General features: G+C 62.2%; 21 protein-coding genes. 6 read left to right on the top strand and 15 right to left on the bottom strand.

The window, feature by feature from the left end; genetic code table 11:
• Nucleotides 1–24 precede the first annotated feature (24 nt).
• The 3 genes from AB4X18_RS04320 to AB4X18_RS04310 all read right to left on the bottom strand — a co-directional run bounded on the left by AB4X18_RS04320 (nucleotide 25) and on the right by AB4X18_RS04310 (nucleotide 2,923).
• Entirely contained in the window at nucleotides 25–1,392 is a 1,368-nt protein-coding gene (locus tag AB4X18_RS04320; protein WP_370402448.1) for a mechanosensitive ion channel domain-containing protein, read from the bottom strand.
• Nucleotides 1,393–1,398: 6 nt separating this feature from the next.
• Nucleotides 1,399–2,391 (bottom strand): NADPH:quinone reductase, encoded by a 993-nt coding sequence (locus tag AB4X18_RS04315; RefSeq protein ID WP_432817119.1) that lies wholly within the window; start codon nucleotides 2,389–2,391, stop codon nucleotides 1,399–1,401.
• A gap of 76 nt (nucleotides 2,392–2,467) precedes the next feature.
• Nucleotides 2,468–2,923, bottom strand: coding sequence for an SH3 domain-containing protein (locus AB4X18_RS04310; protein WP_432817118.1), 456 nt, complete (start codon nucleotides 2,921–2,923; stop codon nucleotides 2,468–2,470).
• A 179-nt stretch (nucleotides 2,924–3,102) separates the two neighbouring features.
• Between AB4X18_RS04310 and AB4X18_RS04305 the strand changes: the two genes are divergently transcribed.
• The 4 genes from AB4X18_RS04305 (at nucleotide 3,103) to AB4X18_RS04290 (ending at nucleotide 10,117) form a co-directional block, all read left to right on the top strand.
• Complete coding sequence (locus tag AB4X18_RS04305) at nucleotides 3,103–4,089, top strand: 2-hydroxyacid dehydrogenase (RefSeq protein WP_370402446.1); 987 nt, start codon at nucleotides 3,103–3,105, stop codon at nucleotides 4,087–4,089.
• Nucleotides 4,090–4,219: 130 nt separating this feature from the next.
• Complete coding sequence (ggt, locus tag AB4X18_RS04300; protein WP_370402445.1) at nucleotides 4,220–5,998, top strand: gamma-glutamyltransferase; 1,779 nt, start codon at nucleotides 4,220–4,222, stop codon at nucleotides 5,996–5,998.
• 12 nt (nucleotides 5,999–6,010) lie between these two features.
• The gene (locus AB4X18_RS04295; RefSeq protein ID WP_370402444.1) at nucleotides 6,011–7,417 is read left to right on the top strand and encodes an FAD-binding oxidoreductase; all 1,407 of its coding nucleotides are present in this window, start codon (nucleotides 6,011–6,013) and stop codon (nucleotides 7,415–7,417) included.
• A gap of 207 nt (nucleotides 7,418–7,624) precedes the next feature.
• The gene (locus AB4X18_RS04290; RefSeq protein ID WP_370402443.1) at nucleotides 7,625–10,117 is read left to right on the top strand and encodes a GcvT family protein; all 2,493 of its coding nucleotides are present in this window, start codon (nucleotides 7,625–7,627) and stop codon (nucleotides 10,115–10,117) included.
• Between the two features lie 76 nt (nucleotides 10,118–10,193).
• Here the strand turns inward: AB4X18_RS04290 and AB4X18_RS04285 are convergent, their stop codons facing one another.
• The 3 genes from AB4X18_RS04285 to AB4X18_RS04275 are packed head-to-tail and all read right to left on the bottom strand — an operon-like array spanning nucleotide 10,194 to nucleotide 12,585.
• On the bottom strand, nucleotides 10,194–10,997 hold the full coding sequence (locus AB4X18_RS04285; protein ID WP_370402442.1) for a glycoside hydrolase family 25 protein: 804 nt from the start codon (nucleotides 10,995–10,997) through the stop codon (nucleotides 10,194–10,196).
• Nucleotides 10,994–11,650: a DUF938 domain-containing protein gene (locus AB4X18_RS04280; protein WP_370402441.1), complete on the bottom strand. Its 657-nt coding sequence runs from the start codon at nucleotides 11,648–11,650 to the stop codon at nucleotides 10,994–10,996. Before AB4X18_RS04280 ends, AB4X18_RS04285 begins: the two co-directional genes overlap by 4 nt.
• The gene (locus AB4X18_RS04275) at nucleotides 11,647–12,585 is read right to left on the bottom strand and encodes an aldo/keto reductase (RefSeq protein ID WP_432817117.1); all 939 of its coding nucleotides are present in this window, start codon (nucleotides 12,583–12,585) and stop codon (nucleotides 11,647–11,649) included. The genes AB4X18_RS04280 and AB4X18_RS04275 overlap by 4 nt, the downstream gene beginning before the upstream one ends.
• A gap of 133 nt (nucleotides 12,586–12,718) precedes the next feature.
• Here AB4X18_RS04275 and AB4X18_RS04270 point away from each other — a divergent pair, with 133 nt between their 5' ends.
• A complete protein-coding gene (locus AB4X18_RS04270; protein WP_370402439.1) occupies nucleotides 12,719–13,168 on the top strand; it encodes a hypothetical protein in 450 nt (149 codons plus the stop codon).
• On the opposite strand, the gene AB4X18_RS04265 is transcribed toward AB4X18_RS04270, so the two are convergent.
• Nucleotides 13,116–13,628, bottom strand: coding sequence for a TetR family transcriptional regulator (locus AB4X18_RS04265; RefSeq protein ID WP_370402575.1), 513 nt, complete (start codon nucleotides 13,626–13,628; stop codon nucleotides 13,116–13,118). The two genes, AB4X18_RS04270 and AB4X18_RS04265, sit on opposite strands and share 53 nt — an antisense overlap.
• 1 nt (nucleotide 13,629) lies before the next feature.
• Nucleotides 13,630–14,238, bottom strand: coding sequence for a glutathione S-transferase family protein (locus AB4X18_RS04260; RefSeq protein WP_370402438.1), 609 nt, complete (start codon nucleotides 14,236–14,238; stop codon nucleotides 13,630–13,632).
• Between the two features lie 5 nt (nucleotides 14,239–14,243).
• Here AB4X18_RS04260 and AB4X18_RS04255 point away from each other — a divergent pair, with 5 nt between their 5' ends.
• Nucleotides 14,244–14,705, top strand: a complete 462-nt coding sequence (locus AB4X18_RS04255; protein ID WP_370402437.1) for an ectoine synthase — start codon at nucleotides 14,244–14,246, stop codon at nucleotides 14,703–14,705.
• A gap of 159 nt (nucleotides 14,706–14,864) precedes the next feature.
• On the opposite strand, the gene AB4X18_RS04250 is transcribed toward AB4X18_RS04255, so the two are convergent.
• From AB4X18_RS04250 to xdhA, 7 genes are all read right to left on the bottom strand, one after another.
• A complete protein-coding gene (locus tag AB4X18_RS04250) occupies nucleotides 14,865–15,947 on the bottom strand; it encodes a BMP family ABC transporter substrate-binding protein (RefSeq protein WP_370402436.1) in 1,083 nt (360 codons plus the stop codon).
• Nucleotides 15,948–15,989: 42 nt separating this feature from the next.
• Nucleotides 15,990–16,910 (bottom strand): ABC transporter permease, encoded by a 921-nt coding sequence (locus AB4X18_RS04245; protein ID WP_370402435.1) that lies wholly within the window; start codon nucleotides 16,908–16,910, stop codon nucleotides 15,990–15,992.
• Nucleotides 16,910–17,992 carry an ABC transporter permease gene (locus tag AB4X18_RS04240; RefSeq protein WP_370402434.1) on the bottom strand — a complete coding sequence of 361 codons (1,083 nt, stop codon included), beginning with the start codon at nucleotides 17,990–17,992 and terminating at the stop codon, nucleotides 16,910–16,912. Before AB4X18_RS04240 ends, AB4X18_RS04245 begins: the two co-directional genes overlap by 1 nt.
• Nucleotides 17,993–18,064: 72 nt before the next feature.
• Entirely contained in the window at nucleotides 18,065–19,585 is a 1,521-nt protein-coding gene (locus tag AB4X18_RS04235; protein ID WP_432817116.1) for an ABC transporter ATP-binding protein, read from the bottom strand.
• Entirely contained in the window at nucleotides 19,582–20,346 is a 765-nt protein-coding gene (gene xdhC, locus AB4X18_RS04230; RefSeq protein WP_370402433.1) for a xanthine dehydrogenase accessory protein XdhC, read from the bottom strand. Before xdhC ends, AB4X18_RS04235 begins: the two co-directional genes overlap by 4 nt.
• Nucleotides 20,343–22,622 (bottom strand): xanthine dehydrogenase molybdopterin binding subunit, encoded by a 2,280-nt coding sequence (xdhB, locus tag AB4X18_RS04225; protein ID WP_370402432.1) that lies wholly within the window; start codon nucleotides 22,620–22,622, stop codon nucleotides 20,343–20,345. Before xdhB ends, xdhC begins: the two co-directional genes overlap by 4 nt.
• Nucleotides 22,619–24,010: a xanthine dehydrogenase small subunit gene (gene xdhA, locus AB4X18_RS04220; RefSeq protein ID WP_370402431.1), complete on the bottom strand. Its 1,392-nt coding sequence runs from the start codon at nucleotides 24,008–24,010 to the stop codon at nucleotides 22,619–22,621. The genes xdhB and xdhA overlap by 4 nt, the downstream gene beginning before the upstream one ends.
• Between the last annotated feature and the right edge of the window lie 245 nt (nucleotides 24,011–24,255).

Here is a 24,255-nt window from a genome sequence, read left to right as displayed (position 1 = left end):
CAAGACCCGTTTTGGCAAAAATCCTCATTCCTGTGCGCCATTCTCGCGCAGCAGGTCGTCGCGTTCGGTCTCTTCGCGCTCTGATTGGACGATCTCGTCCAGCTCGTCTTCGCGGGTGTCAACGCTTTGCGTGGAGAGCGGTGCGGGCGTGGGATCGGTGGTCCGAGGCGTTTCATCCGGCGTGGGCGTATCGTCTTCGTCCTCTTCGGTGACGGTCAGATCCAGCGGCGCCACTGCGCCTCTCAACACATCTGGCACTTCGATCCGGTAGGTGGTGTTGGGCATGTCGTATCCGGCCATGGCGACGGCGGCCATGACCTGGCGGATCGCCTCGCCCTTGGCGCGCACCAGCGAGGTTTCGGTCTGGTCGATCCAGCCCGCCACATTCATCACCATGGAGCCGTCGCCGATGCGGTCGACCCAGACGTCCGGCGCGGGCTTGGTCAGGGTGAAGGGCAGGGCTGCCACGGTGTCTTCGGCCAGATCACGCACCCGGGCGAGGTCGTCTTCGCTGGCATCGACGCCGATTTCGAACAGGAACCGCCGCTCCGCGTTGCGCGAATAGTTTACGATGCGGCTCTTGAACACGGTCGAATTCGGGATCCGGATGTGGTTGCCGTCAAAGCTGAGCAGGATAGTGGCGCGGGACGTCAGGCGGATCACCTTGCCGGTGTCACCTTCGATTTCCACCGTGTCGTTGGGCCGAAACGGCTGGCGGATCGACAACATGATCGAGGCGATGAAATTCTCCACCGTGTCGCGCACCGCGAAACCAATGGCGAGCCCGACGATACCCGCAGCCCCCAGAATGCCTGAAAGAAGTGCGGTGGCGCCAACGATATCCAGTGCCACTACAAGCCCGCCGATGATGAACAGGAGCCGGATGATCTGCCGATAGATATCCGCGATGAAGGCATTGGGCGACAAACGCTCCCAAGGTTGGCGCAGCCGGGCGATGAAAAAGCCGAAGATGACGATCAAGACAAAGACGCTTATCGCGATAAGGGCCAGCGGAAGGAACGCGACGGCCTGGGTCAGGCGGTCGCGGAACCTGTCAACGGCGGGGTTCAGCCGCCGGGCGACATCCGTTGTCTCGACCACATCGTTCTCAATGGCCACAACCCCTTCGACGCGGCCCACCAGTTCCGACAGGCGTACGGCAGATGGCATATCAAGGGTCGTGCCGCGCAGCGTCACAATGCCGGAGGAAACCGAAACCGTGATATCGTCATAGCCTTCCAGCTCTGCCAGGATATTGCGGATGCGGTTGGCGATGGCGGCATCGGCGTCGGCGCTGCCGTCCACCGTGATGGTGCCACTGGGCTGGTTGGTCTGTGCGGCCAGCGGCAAAGCAAGCGCAAGCGTCAGCAAAATAAGGGCAATCAGGCGCATGATGTCTCAGCCTTGGCAATCGATCAGGGTGGCGCCGACACGGTCGGCGGCTTCGACAGCTTCATGGGCGGCTGCCGTCCGCGCAAGGGGGAAGATGCCGTCGACGGGACTTTCAAGCGCACCCGCCGTCAGCGCGTCATGCAGTTTCGCGATGGCCGCGGCGCGGGGGGAATCCGGAAGCAGATAGATCAGCAGGATATCAATGGTCGCAGCCTTGAACAGCAGCGGGCCAAAGGGCAGCGTAGGCGACATCTCCGCGGCGGAACCATATGCGGCCAGCCTGCCGTTGGGGGCAATGACCTGTGCGTCCACCTCGATGTTGCGGCCGAATTCGACCTCGATCACCTGCGCGACCGGTGTACCATCATTTGCCGCCAGTACCTGTTCCGCCAGATCGGGCGCGCGGTAATCCAGCACGGTGTGTGCGCCTGCTTCTGCGACGCGGTCGGCATCTTTGGCGCTGCAGGTGGCGATGACCCTGGCACCGCCCCACCGCGCCAGTTGCACGGCCAGATATCCCACACTGCCGCCACCGCCCTGAATCAACAGGGTCTGGCCCGCGATGTCGCCACCTCCGAACACGGCGTGACAAGCGGTCAGGCCCGGAATGCCCAGCGTGGCACCCGTCTGCAGGGAGGTCCCCTTTGGCAGGGGCACGGCCTGGGTCGCGCTCAGGGTGATCTCCCGGGCCGCGGTGCCGAAGGGGCGCTGCCACTGGCCATTCCATATCCACACCTTTTCGCCCAACCGTGCGGGGTCAACGCCGCTGCCCAATGCCACGATTTCGCCCGCGCCATCGCTGTGTGGCACGATCTGGGGGAAAGCCGGTCTGGTCACGCCCGGTCGGGTACCTGCACGCGATTTCACGTCAGAGGGGTTCACCCCCGAAAAAGCCAGCGCCACGCGCACCTCGCCAGCTTTGGGCGTAGGGCTGGCAATATTCGTCAGCTGCAGAACGTCGCGGGCGGGGCCGAAGCGGTCATAGGTAATGGCCTGCATTGGATTTCCTTGATCGAAGGGTGCAGGCGTCAGTCTGTGTCAAAGGGCGCGGGGATGCAATTGCGCGCGGGGATTGTCAATCGCGGATCTCGTCCGGGGCCACACCCCAGATGCGGGCCTTGGGCGCCCAGCCGCGAAAACCGCCCGTGCGCAATTCGCACCATTCCAGATCGCAATCGCCCAGCCGGGCGACCACGCCAAGTTCAAGCGCTGCCGTGACGGGGGCCTTGGGATCGGGGCGGGCATGAAGTTGCAACATGTTCTGTTCCACCAGAACAGTGCGCACGCCGGACAGAAGTGAATAATGCACCCAGCCGCCCATGCCGTCGCGGTCTTCGACCCGGCGCCAGTGGCCGTGTTCGGCGGTGACGCGCAGCGGCATGTCGCGGCGTTTGAACACCCAGTCGATACGGTGGGTCAGGGATGGGCCGCGTCGCACGTTGCTTTCGGAAGCCTTGAGCGAGACATACCGCGGCATTGGCAATTTGGTGACAGGACCAACGTCACCCGCCGAAGCGGGTGACGTAACCATGAGACTCGTTATGATCATTACCTGGAGGGTAAAGACGAAAAGGGGTCGCATAAAAGGGTGCTGCCTGCACTGTCGCGTGGTTGCATTGCTCTTTTGCGGCGCAGGGTTCTTGTGCCTTGTCGCTGCATGGGACACCATGGCAAGCAAAGGCGCGCAGGCCAAGTGGTAGAGAGGACGAAATGTCAAAGAAACGGTTGAGTGTTGTAGTGACGCGACGGTTGCCCGAGGCCGTAGAGACCCGGTTGTCGGAATTGTTCGATGTGCGCCTGCGCGAAGATGACACGCCCATGACCCGGACAGAGCTTGCAGAAGCCGTCAAGGGCGCGGATGTGCTGGTGCCGACACTGACTGACGAGATTGACGGTGCATTGATCGGCCAGGCCGGTGACCAGTTGAAGCTGATTGCCAACTACGGGGCAGGCGTTGATCATATCGACGTGGCCACCGCCCGGCAGCGCGGCGTTCTGGTGTCCAACACGCCCGGCGTGCTGACCGAAGACACGGCGGACATGACCATGGCGCTGATCCTTGCTGTGACACGGCGGATGACGGCGGGCATGGCGGTCATGCAAAGTGGCCACTGGGAAGGCTGGTCGCCGACCGCACTGCTTGGGGGGCGGGTTTCCGGACGGCGGCTTGGCATTCTGGGCATGGGACGGATCGGTCAGGCGGTGGCACACCGCGCGCAGGCCTTTGGCATGCAGGTGCATTACCACAACCGCCGCCGCCTGCATGAAACCATAGAGGCGCAGTATGAAGCGACCTACTGGGAAAGCCTGGATCAGATGGTCGCGCGGATGGACGTGATCAGTATCAATTGCCCGCACACGCCCACGACCTTCCATCTGATGAACGCGCGGCGGCTCAAGCTGATGAAGCCGGATGCGGTGATCGTGAACACGTCACGCGGTGAGGTGATTGATGAGAATGCCCTGACCCGGATGCTGCGCGCGGGTGAGATCGCGGGCGCGGGGCTGGATGTCTATGAGCACGGAACGGAAATCAACCCACGTCTTAGAGCGTTGGAAAATGTCGTCTTGTTGCCGCACATGGGGTCTGCCACGCTGGAGGGGCGGATCGAGATGGGTGAGAAGGTCATCATCAACATCAAGACCTTCGATGATGGTCACCGCCCTCCGGATCAGGTCGTGCCCTCCATGCTATGATGTAGGGGGCGCTGATCGGATTGAGCGGCTGAAGCCGCATTCGATTTTATGGATTTCGCAGGGCGAAATCTGGCGAGGCTCTGCCTCGCGCTCCGCGGGATTTAAGGCCAAAAAGAGGGGAGATGTATCAATGCGTGAACTTCTATTAGGTGGGTGTGTGGCCTTTTGGGCCGGTGCGGCAGGGGCGCAGCAGGCGGCCGATGCGGTGGAGCCCGAGGCCGCAACGGGCGGCGGATTCGAGGCGATATCGCCTGCCGTTGCGTCAGCGCTTGAGGCGAAGGCGGCTGGCAAACCTGTCGAAGCCGCGAACTGGATGGTGGCTGCTGCCAATCCGCATGCGGTGCAGGCGGGGGCGGATGTTCTGGCGCGCGGTGGTACGGCGGCGGACGCGTTGGTGGCCGTGCAGGTGATGCTGGGTCTGGTGGAGCCGCAAAGCTCCGGTCTGGGCGGTGGGGCGTTTCTGGTCTGGTATGATGCGGAAACGGGGCAGGTGACGACGCTGGATGGGCGCGAGACGGCACCCTTGGCCGCCACGCCGCAGTTGTTCCAGGACGATGCGGGCGAGCCCCTGAAATTCTTTGACGCGGTCGTGGGCGGATTGTCGGTGGGCACGCCGGGAACGCCCGCGTTGTTGGCAGAGGTGCATGCGCGCTGGGGGACGCAGGACTGGGCGTCGCTGCTTGCCCCGGCGCGGGACCTTGCGGCGGCTGGCTTCGCCGTATCGCCGCGTCTGGCCGGATTGGTGGCGCAGGATGCTGAACGCCTTGTGTCATCGGATGTAACGGCGGCGTATTTCCTGCCGGGTGGTATACCTGTGGCAGAGGGGGATATTCTGATGAACCCGGCTTATGCTGCGACACTGGACGCTTTTGCGACCAAGGGGGCGGATGCCTTTTATGGGGGGCAGATCGGCCGTGATATTGTGGCAACCGTGCGCAACGCGGCCAGACCGGGGATGCTGCGGGAAGTCGATTTGGCGATCTATCAGGTCAAGGAACGCCCCGCCGTATGTGCGCCTTATCGCGCGCATGAGGTTTGTGGGATGGGGCCGCCGTCTTCTGGCGCCGTGGCTGTGGGCCAGATCCTTGGGGCGCTGGAGGGATACGATCTGAGCGCGGGACCTGGGGACAATGAGGTCCGGCGCCTGATGGGGGATGCCGCCCGGCTCGCTTTTGCGGACCGGGGTCGCTATCTGGCCGACAGTGATTATGTGCCGGTGCCGGTGGAGGGGTTGATTGACCCTGCCTACATGAACGATCGGGCAAAGGTGCTGGATACCGACGCTGCACTGCCGGAGGTGGCACCGGGCAACCCGGCATTCGATCACGCGCTGAACTGGGCGGATGATGTGTCGATCGAGTTTCCTTCGACCTCCCATGTCTCTATCGTGGATGCGGCGGGCAATGTGGCCAGCATGACCACGACGATCGAGAATGGTTTCGGCAGCCGCCTGATGGTCGGCGGATTCCTGTTGAACAATGAGCTGACGGATTTCTCCTTCCGCAGTCATCGCGACGGCGTCCCGATTGCCAACCGGGTGGAACCGGGCAAGCGGCCCCGGTCGTCGATGTCCCCGACCATTGTTTTGAAAGACGGTGCGCCAGTCCTTGCGGTGGGCAGCCCCGGCGGCAGTCGGATCATCGGCTATGTAGCGCAGGCAATCATCGGGGTGATCGACTGGGGCATGGACGTACAGCAGGCGGCAAGTATCCCGCATGCGGTCAACCGCTTTGGCACCTATGATCTGGAAGAAGGGACGGCGGCGGTTCAGTTGGCGGATGGTTTGACCGCATTGGGATTTGAAGTGAACACGCGCGCGCTGACCTCGGGGCTGCATCTGATTGCCATCGGCGAGAGATTGCAGGGCGGGGCGGATCCCCGGCGTGAAGGCATCGCTTTGGGCGAATAGGGAGAGAGTGCAATGGCAGATGGTGGCAGTTTGACCCGCAACGCGGCAGGGATCGACACCGCACTGGGCATCCTCAAGCAACGGTTCGGCGAGCAGTGCCAGACCGGAGAGGCGATGCGAGAGCAGCATGGCCATACGACCACCTGGATCGAGAACCAGATGCCCGATGCGGTCATCTTTGCCCGTTCGACGCAAGAGGTGTCGGAGATCGTCAAGGTCTGCGCGGCCCACAAGGTGCCAATCATCGCTTATGGCACGGGCACGTCGCTGGAAGGGCATGTGAATGCGCCTGCTGGGGGGATTTGTGTGGACCTGATGCAGATGGACAAGGTGCTGGAGGTCAACGCCGGTGATCTTGACTGCCGGGTGCAGCCCGGGGTCACGCGGGAGGCGCTCAATACCCATCTGCGCGATCAGGGGCTGTTTTTTCCGATCGATCCCGGTGCTAATGCGTCCCTTGGCGGGATGACGGCGACGCGGGCGTCCGGCACCAATGCAGTGCGCTATGGCACGATGAAGGACAACGTATTGAGCCTTGAAGTGGTCATGGCCGACGGCAAGGTCATTCGCACGGCGCAGCGGGCGCGCAAGACCTCCGCAGGCTATGATCTCACGCGGTTGATGGTGGGTTCGGAAGGGACGCTGGGCCTGATCACGGAGATCACGCTGCGTCTACAGGGGATCCCGGAGGCGATATCGGCGGCGCGCTGTTCGTTCCCGTCGGTGGAGGCGGCGGCGAAGACGGTGATGGCGGTCATTCAGTATGGACTGCCGGTGGCGCGGATCGAGCTTCTGGACAAGTGGTTGGTCAAGGCGCTCAACAGCTATTCCGGGCTGGAGATGCCGGAAGAGCCGATGTTGTTGCTGGAGTTTCACGGCTCTGACGCCTCCGTGAAAGAGCAGGCGGAGACCTTCGGCATGTTGGCTGAGGAAGAGGGTGGGAGCGGATATATCGCGACGGCCACTTTGGAAGAACGGACCAAGCTGTGGAAGGCACGGCATGATGCCTATTGGGCGATGCTGGCCCTGCGGCCCGGTTGCGGCGCGGTTGCCACGGATGTCTGCGTGCCGATTTCGCGCTTTGCCGAAGCGGTGGCGGCGTCGGAGGCCAAAGCGGCGGAGATGGATTTGTTTGCGCCAGTGGTGGGCCACGCGGGCGACGGGAATTTCCATGCGTCTTTGCTGGTCGATATGGAGGACGCCGACGAGGTCGCGCGAGCCAAGGACTTTGTCAGCTGGCTGAATGATATGGCGATCGGAATGGATGGCACCTGCACCGGTGAACACGGCATCGGGCAGGGCAAGCGGCCTTACCTTGTGCGGGAGTTGGGTGCAGAGACGATCGCGGTGATGGGCGCGATCAAGCGCGCGCTGGATCCCGATAATATCATGAACCCGGGAAAAATCCTGCCGTCGTGACAGGAGTCTTTCATGCAATCCCTCCAAGGGGGATTGTGGGGGCTCTGCCCCGTCTTTCTTGAAGGAGAAAGACTCCCCGCGGGATTTAAGGCCAAAAAGAGGTGTGAGAGAGGTCGGTTTTCCGCTCTGTCCGGTCGCGCGGTGCCGCCGGATTTCGTTGCATCTGGCTAAAACAACTCAAGGACGCGGCGCTTGGGAGTAGTGGACATGAAGACGCAGGTCAAAGCATTGGTTGTCGGCGGCGGTGCGGTGGGAACCGGGATTGCCTATCATCTGGCCAAGGCCGGCTGGGACGACGTGATGCTGCTGGAGCGGGATGAACTGACCTCCGGCTCCACCTGGCACGCGGCAGGGTTGCTGCCCTATTTCAACATGTCCTATGCAACGACGCATATCCATGACTATTCGATCAAGTTCTACAAGACGCTGGAAGAAGAAACCGGGCTGAATGCGGGCTTTGCCGTGGTGGGCAACCTGCGCATGGCGCAGACGCAGGAGCGGATGGATGAGTACATGCTCTATGCCTCCACCGCGGAGACCTGTGGCGTGCCCTACCAGTGGATGACCCCGGATGAGATCAAGGCGAAGTGGCCGCTCATTCGCACCGAAGACCTGAAGGGCGCGATTTATCATCATACCGACGGCTACATTAACCCGGCAGACGTCACCATGGCGATGGCCAAGGGCGCGCGCCAGCGCGGTGTGATGATTGAGCGCAAGTGGCAGGCGGATGGGTTTCACTGGAACGGGGAAGCCTGGGAAGTGACTGCCACCAAGATGGTCGAGAAGGGCGGCAATCTGGTACCCTCGGACGAGCAGATTGTGATCACGGCGGAGCATGTGGTCACGGCATCCGGCAACCACGCGCAGCGCACCGCGCAGATGCTGGGGGTCAAGATCCCCGCGATCCCGGTGGAGCATCAGTTCATTGTCATGGATCAGGACCCGGAACTGGTGAAATTCCGGGCCGAGGGGAATGTGGAACATCCGGTGATCCGCGATGCCGATGCCCAGTCCTACGTGCGCGAGGAACGGGGCGGTTGGATTTTGGGCGTCTACGAGAAACACGCGCCCGCGCGGTTTGAATATGGCGTGCCGGACAGTTTCCGTGCCGATCTGTTCCAGCTTGATCTTGAACGGATCGAAGATCAGTACATGGCGATGAACCATCGTATTCCATCCTGCGAAGAGTGCGGGCTGAAGGATGATTTCAACGGTCCGATCTGCTATACGCCCGATGGCAACCCGCTGGTGGGGCCCGCACCCGGTCTGCGCAACATGTGGCTGGCGGAAGGGTTCTCCTTTGGCATCACCGCTGCGGGGGGTACGGGGTATTATCTGGCGCAACTCATGGTCGAGGGCGAGGCGGAGATCGACATGGCCTCCCTTGATCCCAAACGATACGGCGACTGGATGACAACGGAATTCGCCGCGCGCAAGAACGAAGAGGCGTATGAGCACGTCTATATCCTGCACCACCCGGATGAGGAGCGTCCCGCGTGCCGCCCTTTGCGGACCTCGCCAGCCTATGACCGGCAGGCCGCACGCGGTGCGCAGTTCGGTTGGGTCAACGGTTGGGAACGGCCGAATTACTACGCGCCCGAGGGGTTCAGCGACCATGACAGCCGCAGCTTCCGGCGTGGCGGATGGTGGCAATATGCGGTGGAGGAGGCGAAGGCGATCCGCGAAGGCGTCGGCCTGATCGATGCGACGGCCTTCACCAAGCATCTGGTCAAGGGGCCGGGGGCGACCGCGTTCCTTGATTGGTTCACCTGCAACAAGCTGCCCTCGGTCGGTCGGATCAATCTGACCTATGCGCTGACGGGCGCAGGCACCACGCGCACGGAATATACCATCGTGCGGTTGGCGCAGGATGAATACTACCTCGTCTCCGCCGGGGCCTGGACCGCCTATGACAGCGATTATCTGCGCAAGGCGATTGAGGACAAGGCACCAGAATTCGGCTATATCGAATGCCATGACGTGACCACGCAATGGGGTGTTTTTGCCATCGCAGGGCCAAAATCCCGCGATGTGCTGCGCGAGATCGTCAAGGATGCCGACCCCGACACGGTCCTGTCCAACAAACGCTTTCCCTGGCTGACGATGCGCAACATCGAACTGGGCATGGCACCCGTCCGCGCCATCCGCGTGGCCTATACCGGGGAGTTGGGGTGGGAATTGCATCACCCGATCGAGATGCAGAATTACCTTTTTGATCAGCTTGAAAAGGCGGGCGAAAAACACGGGATGAAGCTGGTTGGTGCACGGGCGCAGAACTGGCTGCGGCAGGAGAAATCCTATCGCGCGTTCGGCACCGAACTGGGCCGTGACGCCACGCCGTTGGAGGCGGATTTGCCGCGCTTTGTCGATCTGTCGAAGGACTTTCATGGCAAGGCAGAGATGGAGGCCACGGGCATCCGTGCCAAATGCGTCACCCTGCTGATCGACGGACCGCAGGACGCGGACCCTTGGGGGCGCGAGGTGCTATACGTGGGTGACGACCGCACAGGGCGCCTGACCTCGGGAGGCTATTCCGTCGCTTTCGGCAAATCCATCGGCATGGGCTATGTGAAGCCTGAGCATGCGCAGGTGGGTCAGAAGCTGAAGGTCAAGATGTTTGACCAGCTTTGGGAGGCCGAGATCGTCGAGGACAGCCCCTATGATCCCAGGAACGAGCGCATTCGCGTAGATGGCTGATCCTTACGACATCCGGCATGATAAGAGGTTTTCTGCCTCGAATTGATCACTTTAGTGGCATCGCTCTGGATGGCGTTCAGCGGATCGTGCGGGCTGCCACCCAGGCCATCCAGTCTTCGCGACTGCCGGAAAACGCGTTGAGATCAACCTCTCCGGCAATGCCGTCGATGAGCCCGGTGGACGAATACTGCCAGAAGCGCCAGCGCTGACCGGGATAGACCTCTGCCACGTGTCGGGCGGTGGAGCGAAGCCAGAAGTCATATCCGCCAAACCCGCTCAACCGGTTTTCTTCGTAAAACCTTGGCGTGGTGTAGATGATCGGGCGCTGGCCGTAATGCGCGGTTACAATGGCGAGCCAGCGGCGCATCTGATCCTGAACTTCGGCTGCAGGTGGACGGACCGTCGCACATGTTGGCGACTGCGGGTTCCATTCCATATCCAATACGGGCGGCAGATCACCGGCGCGCCGTGGGACATTGCGGATGAACCATCGCGCCTGCACCTCGGGTTCGGTGCAGAAGTAATAGAAATGATAGGCCCCACGCCACATCCCGGACCGTCCGGCCCCGCGCCAGTGCTGCTTGAATGCGGAATCCAGCAGATCGCCGCCTTCGGTGGCTTTGATGAAGGCAAAGTTGACCCCGTTCGCCCGCGCCGTGTTCCAATCAACACGGGTCTGGAACCGCGCCGCATCAATGCCTTGTACGGCGAAGCGTGCGGGACGTGGCGATGGAAAGGCAACCGGGTCGGCGTCATCGAAGCGGGCCGGGAACAGGACACCGGGCGGGGCAGGTGGCGTGCTGCGGATCGGGGCGCCGCAGGCGGCGAGGCTGGTCAGTCCCAGAAGGGCAAGGCGGCGGGTGATCAACGGTGCGGTCATACAGGGGACTTTCGAGCAATGAAGGCGAGGTTGTTGGCGGGCATATCAACGGTTTGCGCCACCACCAGTCCGGCCTTGCCCAGCCATGCAGCGATATCGCTTTTGTCCTTGTAGCCGATTTCGGGATCGGCTGCGCGTAACTGGGCGTCAAACCGCACATCGCCGTCGCTGGTCAATAAGTCATCGCGTTTGAATGGACCATAAAGAAGCAGCGTGCCGCCGGAGGCCAGCGCGATTGCAGCCTCGGTGATCACCGTCTGCGCGGCTTGATCCGGAATGAGATGCAGCAAATTGATACAGAGGATCAGGTCCTGCGGGTCAGCCAGCACGCCCCAGCCGGGCGCGCAGGCGTTCAGGTTTTGAACCGGGCGCAGGTTGGGCAGACCAGCCTCCATTCGGTAGGCTTCGATGCTGGCGCGCCGGTCGGCGGCGATCTCTGACGGGTGCCAGGTAAGGTGGGGCAGGGCGGCGGCAAAGGCCACGACATGTTGCCCGGTGCCGCTGGCCAGTTCGAGAGCATGGCCGCTCCGTGGCGCGATCCTGCCCAACAGATTGGTCAGCGCCGAGACGTTGCGCAGCGCGGCTGGCGCGCTCTGTTTCGCGCCCTCGCGCGGCTCGGCCACGCTTGCTGTCGGGGGCAGCTTTGCCGTCAAACCTGTTCTTCCAATCGGTCCGTCGCAGGCGGCGGATTCGGTGAAAGGGCCGTGATGCGCGCATATGTGTCTGCGTCCATCTCAAAGGTCATCGCGGCTAGCGAAGGTTCCAACTGCTTGACTGATCTGGCAGAAATGATCGGGCTGGGACCGGTCGGGTGGGCCGCCACCCACGCCACGGCCAAGGTTGTCGGGGATACATCCAATTCCGCGGCCAGATCGCTCAGACCCGCCGCAGCGCTGCGAATGTCGTCCCGGTCATAGCGCGCGGCATAGCGGGGATCCTCCGTCAGCCGTCCTGTTCCCCCTTGTGCGTATTTGCCGGTCAACAGTCCGCCTCCCAAAGGGGAATAGGGGGCAACAAGAATCCCCAGATCATCCGCCATCGGCAGTATTTCCACTTCTGCCTGCCGTTTTGCAAGGTTGTACATCGGCTGGATCACCGCGATGTCCAGTCCGAATTCGGCCGCGATTCCCGCGGCCTTCACCACCTGCCAGGCCGCGTAGTTGGACAGGCCGACATGGCGCAAATGGCCCTGCGCCTTCAACCGGGCCAACGTCCCGAACGTCTCTCGGGGGTCCGCGTCCGGGTCGAAGCGGTGCAGGTACAGCACATCCAGCGTATCCATACCCAGCCGCTGCCGTGAGACCTCGCAGGACGCCATGATGTTCTCGGCGCCCGACCCGCCCATGTAGCCGGCCTTGGTCGCAATGATCAGGTCATCGCGGTCGTCGCGCGCGTATTCGCCCAACATCCGCTCCGATGCGCCGTCGGTATAGACATGGGCGGTGTCGAAATGATTGATCCCCGCCGCAATGCAGGCGTCGAACATGGCGCGGGAGGCCGCGTCATCAGCGCGCCCGCCAAACTGCATGGTGCCAAAAGCGAGCAGACTTGCAGGCGCGCCGCCGGGGCTGGTCAGTGTCTGTTTCATACCGATTGTGGTGCCATGGCGCGGTGCGCGGTGCAATCCGCACCTCACAAAAAGTCGATGCCGAAAGAAAAATGTAGCAATTGCTACAAAATTGCTATACGGAAACGTAGCAACTGCTACATAGGAGGCTGCAATGACTTCGACTTCAGATCAATTGACCCGCAAACAACTGGTATTCTTCATCGCATTCGGGGTCGCCGGATGGCTGGTGGCGGCCTTGCTGCTCCGCGTGCTGGGCCCCACGGGCATCTACGAAGGCGGGCTGCGGGTATGGGTCTATGCCCTGATCATCCCCGGCACGATGCCGTTCGTCTGGCTTGCCGCCCGTCTGGGCAAGGCGCAGGCCGGGCAGCTTTATCCCGGTTTCGCTCTGAGTTCGGGCATCGCCACACTTTGCGACGGTATCGCCCTGGCGTGGTTCCCGACACTCTACGGGGCAACGGTTCAACTGCACGCAGGTGCCGGCGGCACGATCCTGTGGGGCGTCGGTGTCGGCATTGTTCTGGCCTACGTCATGGACCGCGCGCCGTTCACAGCACCTCGCGCACAAGGCTTTGCATACCAACCGCACGCAGCACGATGATCCCCTCAAGTGCAATCATGATCTGCGTCGCTTCCCTGCGGCGCAGATCAATGTCGACGGTGGCAAGCTGGCTTTCGATCCACTGGTGAAACCCGTGCCCGATGGCCTGACCGACGGCCGCAAGATGCGGATCATTGCGGGCCGCCCGCGCCGCAAGGTCAAGCCAGAGCCGCAGATACGGCCAGATATCATCCGACAGCACAACCGCATCCAATTGCGCCTGCAGGTCGTTCTTGCCAAGCTGTTCGGGCACACGGTTCGCTTCAAGGATCTGCGTCAACTGCCCGGCCAGTAGCGCCAAGACCTCGCCGATAATCTCTTCCTTGTCAGCGAAGTAATAAAGCAGCATCCGATCGCTTTGATCTGCTGCGCTGGCCATCGCCCGCAGTGTCGCCGCATCCAGCCCCTCGGCCAGAATGAACGCCGCCACCCGCGCAAGGATCGCATCGCGCTTGCGCATCTCAGCCAAGGCCTTTTGCCTTGGCCCGCTGATAGGCCGGTCTGGCCTGCATCTGCTTTGCGAAATCCTCAAGCGCGGGGCAGGACACGCCATATCCCATCCGCATGGCTACCTCTGCGGGGAAACTCATCATGATGTCCGCGGCTGAAAGACTGTCCTGCACGAAATGACCCGAAGGGCGCAACATGCTGTCCATGTAGCTGAAGTGGCGCGCCAGTTCGGACTTGATTCGCGGCTGCAGGGGCGCGCCCGCATCTTCCAGCCGACCAATATAGAGGTTCAGCAGAATGGGCGTCATGGCGGAACCTTCGGCGAAATGCATCAACTCAAGATGCGAGATGTGGGCATCTGTTCCAGCGTCGGGAATCATCTCTGGCTTGAACCGCTGGCACAAAACCTCAACGATGGCCCCACTCTCCGTGATCAACCGCCCGTCCAATTCAATCATCGGAGACTTCCCCAATGGATGCACGGCCCGAAGCGCACTCGGGGCAAGTTTTGTTTCCGGATCGCGCTCATAGGCGGTTACTTCATAGTCGACGCCAAGCTCCTCCAGCAGCCACAGAATACGGTGGGACCGGGACCGGTTGAGGTGATGCAGATGGATCATCGGATATGGCTTTCGTGAAGGTGTCCGTGTCAGTCTACCGGGTGACCGATGAAAGGAAAGACCGCGCAATGATCATTCAGAACAAAGACAACCTGAAAGGAACCCCGCGCGACGCTGAGGGGCCGGGGTGGACGTCAATGCGGCTGCTGGTCCGCTCTGACGGTATGGGGTTTTCAATGACAGAAACCGAAGTGCTGCCCGGTGCCGTGCTCAAGCTTCACTACAAGCACCATATCGAAGCATGCTACTGCATCGCGGGCGAAGGGACGGTGATCGAAACGGCAACAGGAACCCAACATGCCATCCGCCCCGGCGTCCTCTATGCGCCCGACGCCCACGACCTGCACGAGGTGCACGTCCCTGAAGGCGGCACCGCCCTGCGGCTGATCTGCGTGTTTTCACCTGCGTTGGAAGGGGACGAGGTGCATGGGCCGGATGGGAGTTATGCGCCTCGCAATAAAACGTGACTATCGGAGTGCGATGCGGCTTGGGCTTGGTCCGGTCCGCATGATCGAGATTGCTTCGCATGGCTCCTGCCTTTTGCCGGTCAACCAAATGATGACCGTCCCCCCCCAAAAAAAGCCCCGCCAAAGCGGGGCTTTCATCATCAGCATTCAGGCCACACCTTACTGCGGGATATCGCCCTCGATCCCTTCGACATAGAAGTTCATGCCCGCCAGCGTGCCGTCGTCTGCCGTCTCACCCTCCGCCAGAAAATCGCTGCCGTCCTGCTTTTTCAGTGGCCCGGTGAAGGCATGATAGGACCCATCGGCCAGCGCGGCTTTCAACGCCAGCGCCTCTGCCTTCACATCCGCGGGCACCGCATCGGAAATCTCGCCGATGCCGACCATGCCTGCACCGATACCGTCCCAGGTGTCCATGCTCTCCCAGGTACCATCCATCACTGCCTGCGTGCGCGCAATATAGTAGGGCGCCCAGTCATCAATGATCGAAGACACGCGCGGGAAGGGCGCGTATTGCCCCATGTCGGACGCCTGACCGAAGGTCACGACATTGCCCGCTTCCTGTGCCGCCGCTTGCGGGGCAGTGGAATCGGTGTGCTGCAAGACAACATCCGCACCCTGATCAATCAGCGCCTTGGCCGCATCCGCTTCCTTTGCAGGGTCGAACCAGGTGTAGGCCCAGATGATCTTGAACTCCACATCCGGGTTCACCTTGCGCGCGTGGATAAACGCGGAATTGATGCCCCGGATCACTTCGGGGATCGGGTAGGAGGCGATATAGCCGATGATGTTCGACTTGGTCATCTTGCCCGCAATATGTCCCTGGATCGCACGCCCTTCGTAGAACCGGGCGGAATAGGTGGAGACATTGGGATGCAGCCGCTTGTAGCCCGTGGCATGCTCGAACTTCACATCCGGAAACTTGGCAGCCACGTTGTTCGTGGGGTCCATGTAGCCGAACGATGTGGTGAAGATCAGGTCCGCCCCGTCCAGCGCCATCTGCGTCATCACGCGCTCTGAATCGGGACCTTCGGCCACGGATTCGACAAACACCGTTTCGACCTTGTCGCCAAAATGTTCTTCCACGGCCAGACGGCCCTTGTTGTGCTCATACGTCCAGCCGCCATCACCGACCGGCCCGACATAGACAAAGCCGACCTTGGTTTTCTCGTGCCCGTCCGCGCTCGCGGCCGTAGCCAGACCCAGCGCCAGAGCGGCGCTTGTAAGAAGTGTTGTGAGTTTCATGTGTCTTCCCCAGTTGTTTCCCTGTTGAGGGTGGTTTTGGCCTCAGCTTGAGGCGTGGAACGTCCGGCCCAAGGAGGCCGGCGCAGCAGATTTGTCACGGCTCAGGATCACCAGAACAATGATCGTGATCAGATAGGGCGACATTGCCAGATACTCGACCGGAATGGCAACGCCTGCACCTTGCAGATTCAACTGCAACTGGGTGATCCCGCCAAAAAGATAGGCACCCAGCAGCAGCCGCGCCGGTTTCCAGCTGGCAAAGACCACCAACGCCAGCGCGATCCAGCCGACCCCGGCGGTCATCCCTTCGGTCCATTGCGGCACGCGGATGAGGCTGATGTAGGCCCCGCCAATGCCCGCGCAGGCCCCGCCGAACATGATCGCCAGCGTCCGGATGCGCTTGACCTTATACCCCAGCGCATGGGCCGCATCATGGCTCTCGCCCACCGCGCGCAGGACCAGTCCCATACGGCTGAATTTCAGCATCGCCCAGACGGCAGCAACCAGCACAAGCCCAAGGTAGAGAATGATATCATGGGTAAACAGGATCGGCCCAATCACCGGAATATCCGCCAACGGTCCCCAGTTGATATCGCCCAGCCTTGGCGGTTTGATCCCGACATAGCTCTGCCCCAGAAGCGCCGACAACCCCAACCCAAACAGCGTCAACGCCAACCCCGACGCCACCTGATTTGCCAACGCCACCTGCGTGAGAAACGCGAACAGCAGGCTCAAGAGCGCCCCACCCACAGCCGCCGCCGCAAAGCCAAGCAGGGGCGATCCTGTCTCCACCGCCGTCGCAAACCCGCAGATCGCGCCGACGATCATCATCCCCTCAACACCAAGGTTGAGGGACCCCGATTTCTCCACCACCAGTTCGCCGATAGCCGCAAAGATCAGCGGCGTGGCGGCAATCAGGAAGCCTGCAACAAAGAGGATCGGGTTAATTGCTGAAAGGTCCATCAAACCACCTCCGCCACGCCAAACCGGAGCCGATAATTCGTCAGCACATCCAGCGCCAACAGGAAAAACAATAGCATCCCCTGAAACACCTGTATCGCCGCCGCAGGCAGCCCCAACTGGCTCTGTGCAATGTCCCCGCCAATATACGTCAGCGCCATCAACAGCCCCGCCAGCAAGATCCCCACCGGATGTAGGCGCCCCAGAAACGCCACGATAATCGCCGTAAATCCATAGCCGACATTGAAATCAATCGTCACCTGTCCTGCAGGCCCCGACACCTCGAACATCCCCGCCAAGCCCGCCAGCAGCCCTGACATGCCCAGACAAAACAACACCAGCCGCGTCGGATTGACCCCCGAAAACCGCGCCGCCCGCGGTGCTTCCCCGGTCACCCGAATGGCAAACCCAAGTTGATGCCGCGCCAGCAAAACGTAGGCAAAGATCACCGCGATCAGTGCCGCCACGATCCCCCAATGCATCCCCGTCCCAGCAATCAGTTCGGCGTTATGCGCGCTTGCATACTGCTGCAAATTCCGGCTCCCCGGAAAACCGAACCCTTCGGGGTTCTTCAACAATCCCAATGACATGGACGCCAGGAACTGCTCCGCCACATAGACCAGCATCAAGGATACCAAAATTTCGTTGGTCCCGAACTTCACCTTCAGCACCGCCGGTATCATCGCCCAGACCCAGCCGCCAAAGGCCCCTGCCAGCACCATCAGCGGAAAGATATACCAGCCCTCCACCGGGTAAAACGCCAACCCTACGCCCGCGCCAAAAAGCGCGCCCATGATGTACTGCCCCTCCGCGCCAATGTTCCAGATGCCAGCCTTGAATCCCAACGACAGCCCGATCGCAATCAGCACCAACGGCGCCCCCTTGATCAGCAATTGCGGGCGGTAAAAGAACGAAAATTCCCCGAAAAGCGGCGCCCAGAAGATTGTCGTGATCGCCTGCACCGGGTCCTTGCCCAATCCGGCAAACAACAGCCCGCCGAATACCATTGTCGCCAGCACCGCCAACAGCGGCGTGGCCAATGACATCGCCCGGCTGGGTTGTGGCCTCTTCTCAAGCCGGATCACTTCGAACCACCTGTCTTCCAAATGGTTCCAAAAACCCTGCCAGAGGCCTGAAATCTCTTTTGATGCCACAGATCATACATGCGCCACCTCCATTCCGTGCGCCCCGCCCAGCATCAGGCCTATTTCCTCTACGGACAGGCCGGCCGCAGCCTGGGGTGCGGACAACCGCCCTTCATTGAGCGCTGCAAAACGGTCGCAAATCTCCATCAACTCATCCAGATCCTGAGAGATCACCACCACCGCAGCGCCGCCTGCCGCCAGATCCATCAACGCCTGCCGGATGGCCGCCGCCGCCGCCGCATCCACGCCCCAGGTCGGCTGGTTGACCACCAGCAATTCGGGCCGCTGCATGACTTCGCGCCCGATGACGAATTTCTGCAAGTTCCCGCCCGACAATGACCGCGCAGCATTGCCCGGCCCCGGCGTGCGCACATCGAATTTCAGGATGATACGCTCTGCGAAATCCTTGGCGGCGCGCCAGTTCAGCATCCCGCCCTGCGCCAGACCTTCGCGGACCGCACCGGTCAGCATCGCGTTTTCCGTCAAGGTCATGTCCGGTACCGCCGCATGGCCCAGCCGCTCTTCCGGGGCTGTGAGGATCCCCATCGCGCGTCGCGCCGTCGGCCCGTAGGTGCTGATGGAAATGCCCTTGACCTCGATCATCCCGACGGCCGTACGCAATTCGCCCGACAGGGCGGCCAGCAATTCATCCTGGCCGTTGCCCGCCACACCGCCGATCCCCAGCACCTCACCGGCGCGCACGTCTACCGAAATATCCCGCAGCGGCATGCCGAAGGCGCTGGGCGATTGCGCGCTGAGACCGTTGAGCGACAAGATGACATCGCCGGTCTTGCCCTCCCCCCGCTTGGGCGTGCGCAGCGTGCTGCCGACCATCATCTCCGCCATTTCCCGGGCGGACGTTTCGGAGGGTGTACATTCCCCCACCACCTTGCCCAGCCGCAGCACCGTCGCGCTGTCACACAGGGCGCGGATCTCCTCCAGCTTGTGCGAGATATAAAGGATCGCGGTGCCCTCCGCGCTCAGCTTGCGCAGGGTTTCGAACAGGATTTCGACCTCTTGCGGGGTCAGCACGGAGGTCGGCTCATCCATGATCAGCAGCTGCGGTTCCTGCAACAAACAGCGGATGATCTCCACGCGTTGGCGTTCTCCTGCCGACAGATCCCCCACGATCCGGTCCGGCGACAAAGGCAATCCATAGGCGTCCGACACCGATCTGATCTGCGCGGACAGCTCCGACATCTTCGGGGCATGTTCCATACCGAGCGCGATGTTTTCCGCTACGCTCAACGCATCGAAAAGCGAAAAATGCTGGAACACCATCCCCACACCCGCCGCCCGCGCCGCGCGCGGTTCTGCCGGGGCGAAGGGCGCGCCCGACATCTCCATCTGTCCGGCGTCCGGTTTGACCAACCCATAGATAATCTTGACCAGCGTCGACTTTCCCGCCCCGTTCTCCCCCAGCAGCGCATGCACCTCCCCCGGCGCGATCCGGAGCGAGACATGATCGTTCGCCACCACACCAGGATAGGCTTTGGTCAGACCGGTAAGAGACAGAAGCGGTGTCTGGGTCATGCGGTGGCCTTTGACTTTGGTGTGGCCAGAAGCGACCGCACCACGCCATTTGCAATCTGTGCCGGTGCTTTGCCAAGGGATTTATCGCCAATGGGGCAAGTGATCGGCGTCGGGTCAAGGCCCATCGCGCCCAGCCGCTTGGCAAACCGCGCCCATTTTGTGTCTGACCCGATCAGCCCGATGCTCCGCACCTCGCGCTTCAGCAATGCGCCGCAAAGCGCCAGGTCAATGTCGTGCGAATAGGTGAAGATCAGGTGATCCGCCTGCCGTTCCGCGCGCCGGGCCAGCAGGGGCATTTCTGCGGCAGGCAGGGCATTGACCCCCTGCGGTATGCGCGCCGGAAACCGATTCCGCGCATCATCGACCCAGGTGATCCGGAACGCATCTTTCGGGCAGGCGGCCACCAGCGCGCGCCCCACATGCCCCGCGCCCCAAAGCCACAGGTTGCGCGGCTGCGGCTGTTCCCGGAGCAGCCGCTCCACGGTGACTTCCGCCCGGTCGGTGGGGCTCGGCACATCGGTATAAGACAGGCTGACCGCGCCGCCGCAACACTGGCCAAGGTTCGGCCCCAGCGGCAGGGTTTCCGCGAACCTTGTCTCCCCCTTGCTCAACATCGCGCGCGCCCGTGCAATCGCCTGAAACTCCAGCGCGCCGCCCCCGATGGTGCCGTCCAGACCCGTCGCGGTCACCTTCATCGCGGTGCCCGCATCCCGCGGTGCCGACCCCCGGGTCGCGGTGATCTGGACATAGATCGCGCTCATGCTCTGCTCCTGTCAACGGCGGCAAGGACCGCTTCGGCGGTAGCCGGCGCCTGCAGATCGCCGTATCCCGGACCGCAGGCCGCGACCGCATCCGACAACGCCATGAAAGCGGAGATCGCCAGCATGAACGGTGGCTCCCCCACGGCCTTTGACCGGTAGACGGTCTGCGCGGGGTTCGGTTTGTCCCACAGAAAGACGCGAAAGACCGGTGGTCTGTCGGAAAACGCCGGGATCTTGTAGGTCGAAGGCGCATGGGTCTTCAGCGTGCCTGCCGTGTCCCACACCAGTTCTTCCGTCGTCAGCCAGCCCGCCCCCTGCACATAGCCCCCTTCGATTTGGCCAATGTCAATCGCCGGGTTCAGCGACGCGCCTGCGTCATGCAGGATGTCGGTGCGCAGGATGCGATTTTCCCCGGTCAACGTGTCGATCACCACTTCGCTGCAGGCCGCCCCATAAGCGAAATAGAAAAACGGCTGGCCGCTGCCCCTGATCCTGTCCCATTGGATGTCGGGCGTCTTGTAAAACCCCGTGGCCGACAGGGAAATCCGGTTTTCATAGGCTGACTGCGCGGCCTGCCGGAAAGTCAGTGTTTCGGTGCCAACCTGAACCATGCCATCGGCAAAGGTGATGTCCCGGGTCTGGTATCGCTCGCCCAGATGTGCCTCGATCCGGGACCGGATCTCATCACAGGCGATCTGTACCGCCATCCCGTTCAGATCTGTGCCCGAAGACGCCGCCGTGGCGGAGGTGTTGGGCACCTTGCCGGTATCCGTCGCCGTAATCTTGATCGCGGCCACCGGCAAACCGAAGCGGTCCGCCGCGATCTGGGCCACCTTCTGGAACAGCCCTTGCCCCATCTCCGTACCGCCGTGGTTCAGATGGACGGAGCCGTCCTGGTAGACATGCACCAACGCCCCCGCCTGATTGAGGTGCGTGAGCGTGAAGGAGATGCCGAATTTCACAGGCGTCAGCGCGATGCCGCGTTTCAGGATCGGCTGTTCAGCGTTCCATTCCGCGATGGCGGCACGGCGCGCGTCATAATCCGACATCACCATCAGCTCGTCCGTCAAGGCATTGATGATGCTGTCCTTTACCGGCTGATCATAGGGTGTGGTCTGGACCGCATTCCCATCTCCATCCGCATAATAATTCGCCCGCCGCACGGCTAGCGGATCAAGCGTCAGCGCATGCGCGATGTGGTCCATCACCCGCTCGATCCCCATCATGCCCTGCGGTCCGCCAAACCCCCGGAACGCGGTTGCCGATTGCATGTTCGTGCGCAACCGGTGCGAGGTGATGCGGATGTTGTCGAGGTGATAGGCGTTGTCGGCGTGCAGCATCGCCCGGTCCGCCACAGGCAGCGACAGGTCCATCGCCCAGCCGCATCGGGTGTAATGGGTAAAGTCCAACGCCGTGATGCGGCCCGATGCCTCGAATCCGACATCGTAGTCGATGCGGAAGTCATGCCGTTTGCCGGTGACGATCATGTCGTCGTCCCGGTCATAGCGCATCTTGCAGGGCCGCCCGGTGCGGGCAGCGGCCAGCGCCGTGGCGATCGCCAGCGCATTGCCCTGACTTTCCTTGCCGCCGAACCCCCCGCCCATGCGCCGTGTCTCGACCCGGACGGCGTGCATGGACACCCCCAGCGCATGGGCGACCTTGTGCTGAATTTCCGTGGGATGCTGGGTGGAACTGTGCACCACCATATCCCCGCCTTCCTGCGGCAGGGACAGGGCGGCCTGCCCTTCAAGATAGAAATGCTCCTGCCCGCCAAGGTGGATTTGCCCCTGCAGCCGTTTCGGCGAGGCGGGCAGGGCCGCGTCCGGGTCACCCTTGGTGTAAATGCGCGGACCTTCCTCAAATCGGCTGTCTGCCGCCAGCGCCTGTTCGATTGTCAGGATCGGTTCGGCTTCAGAAATCTCGACCTTTGCCAGCCGCGCCGCGCGCCGCGCTGCATGGTGGGAGGTGGCGATGACCAGAAACATCGGCTGGCCTGCGTAGTGCACATTCTCCACTGCCAGCAGGGGTTCATCCTGGTTCGAGGGGGAGCAATCAGCGTCGCGCGGCAGGTCCCCGGCGACCAGCACATCAACCACTCCGGTGGCCGCGCGCACGGCTTCCACGTTCAGCGTTGCAATGCGCCCGGCGGCCTTGGGGCTCAGCCCGAAGGCCAGATGCAAGCAGTTCTGCGGAACCGGCAGGTCATCGACATAGCGCGCCGCCCCCGTGACATGCAGGGCGGCGGCATCATGGGGCAGGGGTTTGGCCACGCTCATGCGCTGACCTTTCGCAAATCCGTCAGCGTGCCGCTTTGGTCATGAAAATAACGCCGCACCATATTCTGCGCCGTCTGCATCCGGTAAGCGGCAGAGGCGCGCATGTCAGACATTGGCGTGAAGTCCTGCGCAAGGGCGCGCGCGGCGTCCTCGAAGCTCTGTTGGTTGAACGGCTGACCCTCCAGCGCGGCTTCGGCGCGGGCGGCGCGCGCGGGCGTCCCGGCCAGGCCGCCAAAGGCAAGGCGCGCGCTGGTGATGGTTTCACCATCCCGCATCACCGCGATGCATCCGCAAACCGCGGAAATGTCCTGATCGAACCGTTTTGACAGCTTGTAGCACCGCAGGGTGTCGGCCTGTCTTGGGATCGTGATGGCTTCGACGAATTCACCCTCAGCGCGGTCCTGCTTGCCATAAGCGACAAAGAACGCTTCCAACGGCAGGCTCCGGCGAGTGTCGCCGTGCCGCAGATGCAGCGTCGCCCCGAGCGCGATCAGCGCAGGCGGGCTGTCCCCGATGGGGGAGCCATTTGCGATGTTGCCACCAATCGTCGCGGCGTTGCGCACCTGGGTGGAGCCATAACGCAAAAGCATATCCGACAAGTGCGGATGATGCGGGCGCAGCGCTGTTTCAACGTCGGTGATCGTGGTGATCGCGCCGATGTGAATAAGACCGTCTTTCTCAACAACGCCCTGCAGATCGTTGCATCCATTGAGGAAAGCAACCTTGTCCACAGTTCGGAAATCCTTCGTTACCCACAGACCCACATCTGTTGCCCCGGCAATCAGAGTGGCGTCAGGATTGGCGGCGTACCAATGGGCAAGATCGTCGCTGTGGGTGGGGCGGATGGTTCTGGACTTGAGATCGGGCGCCTGCGGCGGCTGTTGCGGCGCGGGATTTTTCGCCAAAAAGAGAAGGTGCGGCGGCACGTTTTCTGCGCGGGCAGCGCTGGCAGCGCGGGCGATGGGCGCATAGCCGGTGCAGCGGCACAGGTTGCCCGCCAGTTGCGTATCGTCATCGTCATCGCCGTTCAGATGCGCGCAGGCCATGGAGACCGCGAAACCGGGCGTGCAAAAGCCGCATTGGCTGCCGTGATGGTCCACCAGCGCCGTCTGGACGGGGTGCATGGAACCGTCGGGTCCGCAAAGCCCCTCAACGGTCGTAACGTGCAGCCCCTCCAGTTGCGGCAGGAACAGGATACAGGCATTGAGCGTCCGGTTGCCTGCCGCGTCGCTGACCATCACCGTGCAGGCCCCGCAATCCCCTTCGTTGCAGCCTTCCTTGGTGCCGGTCAGACCACGGGTGTCGCGCAGCCAGTCAAGCAAGGAAGCGGTTGGGGGGACGTCCCGCAGGGACACGGGTTCTCCGTTCAGAAGAAACGAGATGTCCATGGTGTTACTCTGCCGCGGTACCGGGGCCTTTGCAGGTGCCATCGCTCGATGCGGCGTAGAGGGATGTGCAGGCGTTTGAAACAGGCTATGCGGCGACGGCGCGGCTTGGCAAGGGCAAATGGCGCGTTGATTTGTTGGGCTGCGCGCAAAAATTGCCCATGGGCAATTTTGTATGAAAATTTCCTTAACGATAACAGCACTCAAGGCCCGGCTGTATTGAAAATAGGCAGGCTCACGCGCTGATC

This window comes from Sulfitobacter rhodophyticola (genome assembly GCF_041281685.2).
Lineage (GTDB): Bacteria > Pseudomonadota > Alphaproteobacteria > Rhodobacterales > Rhodobacteraceae > Sulfitobacter.
Note: the sequence above shows the minus strand (reverse complement) of the source record. Positions and strands in the feature narration are given on the sequence as shown.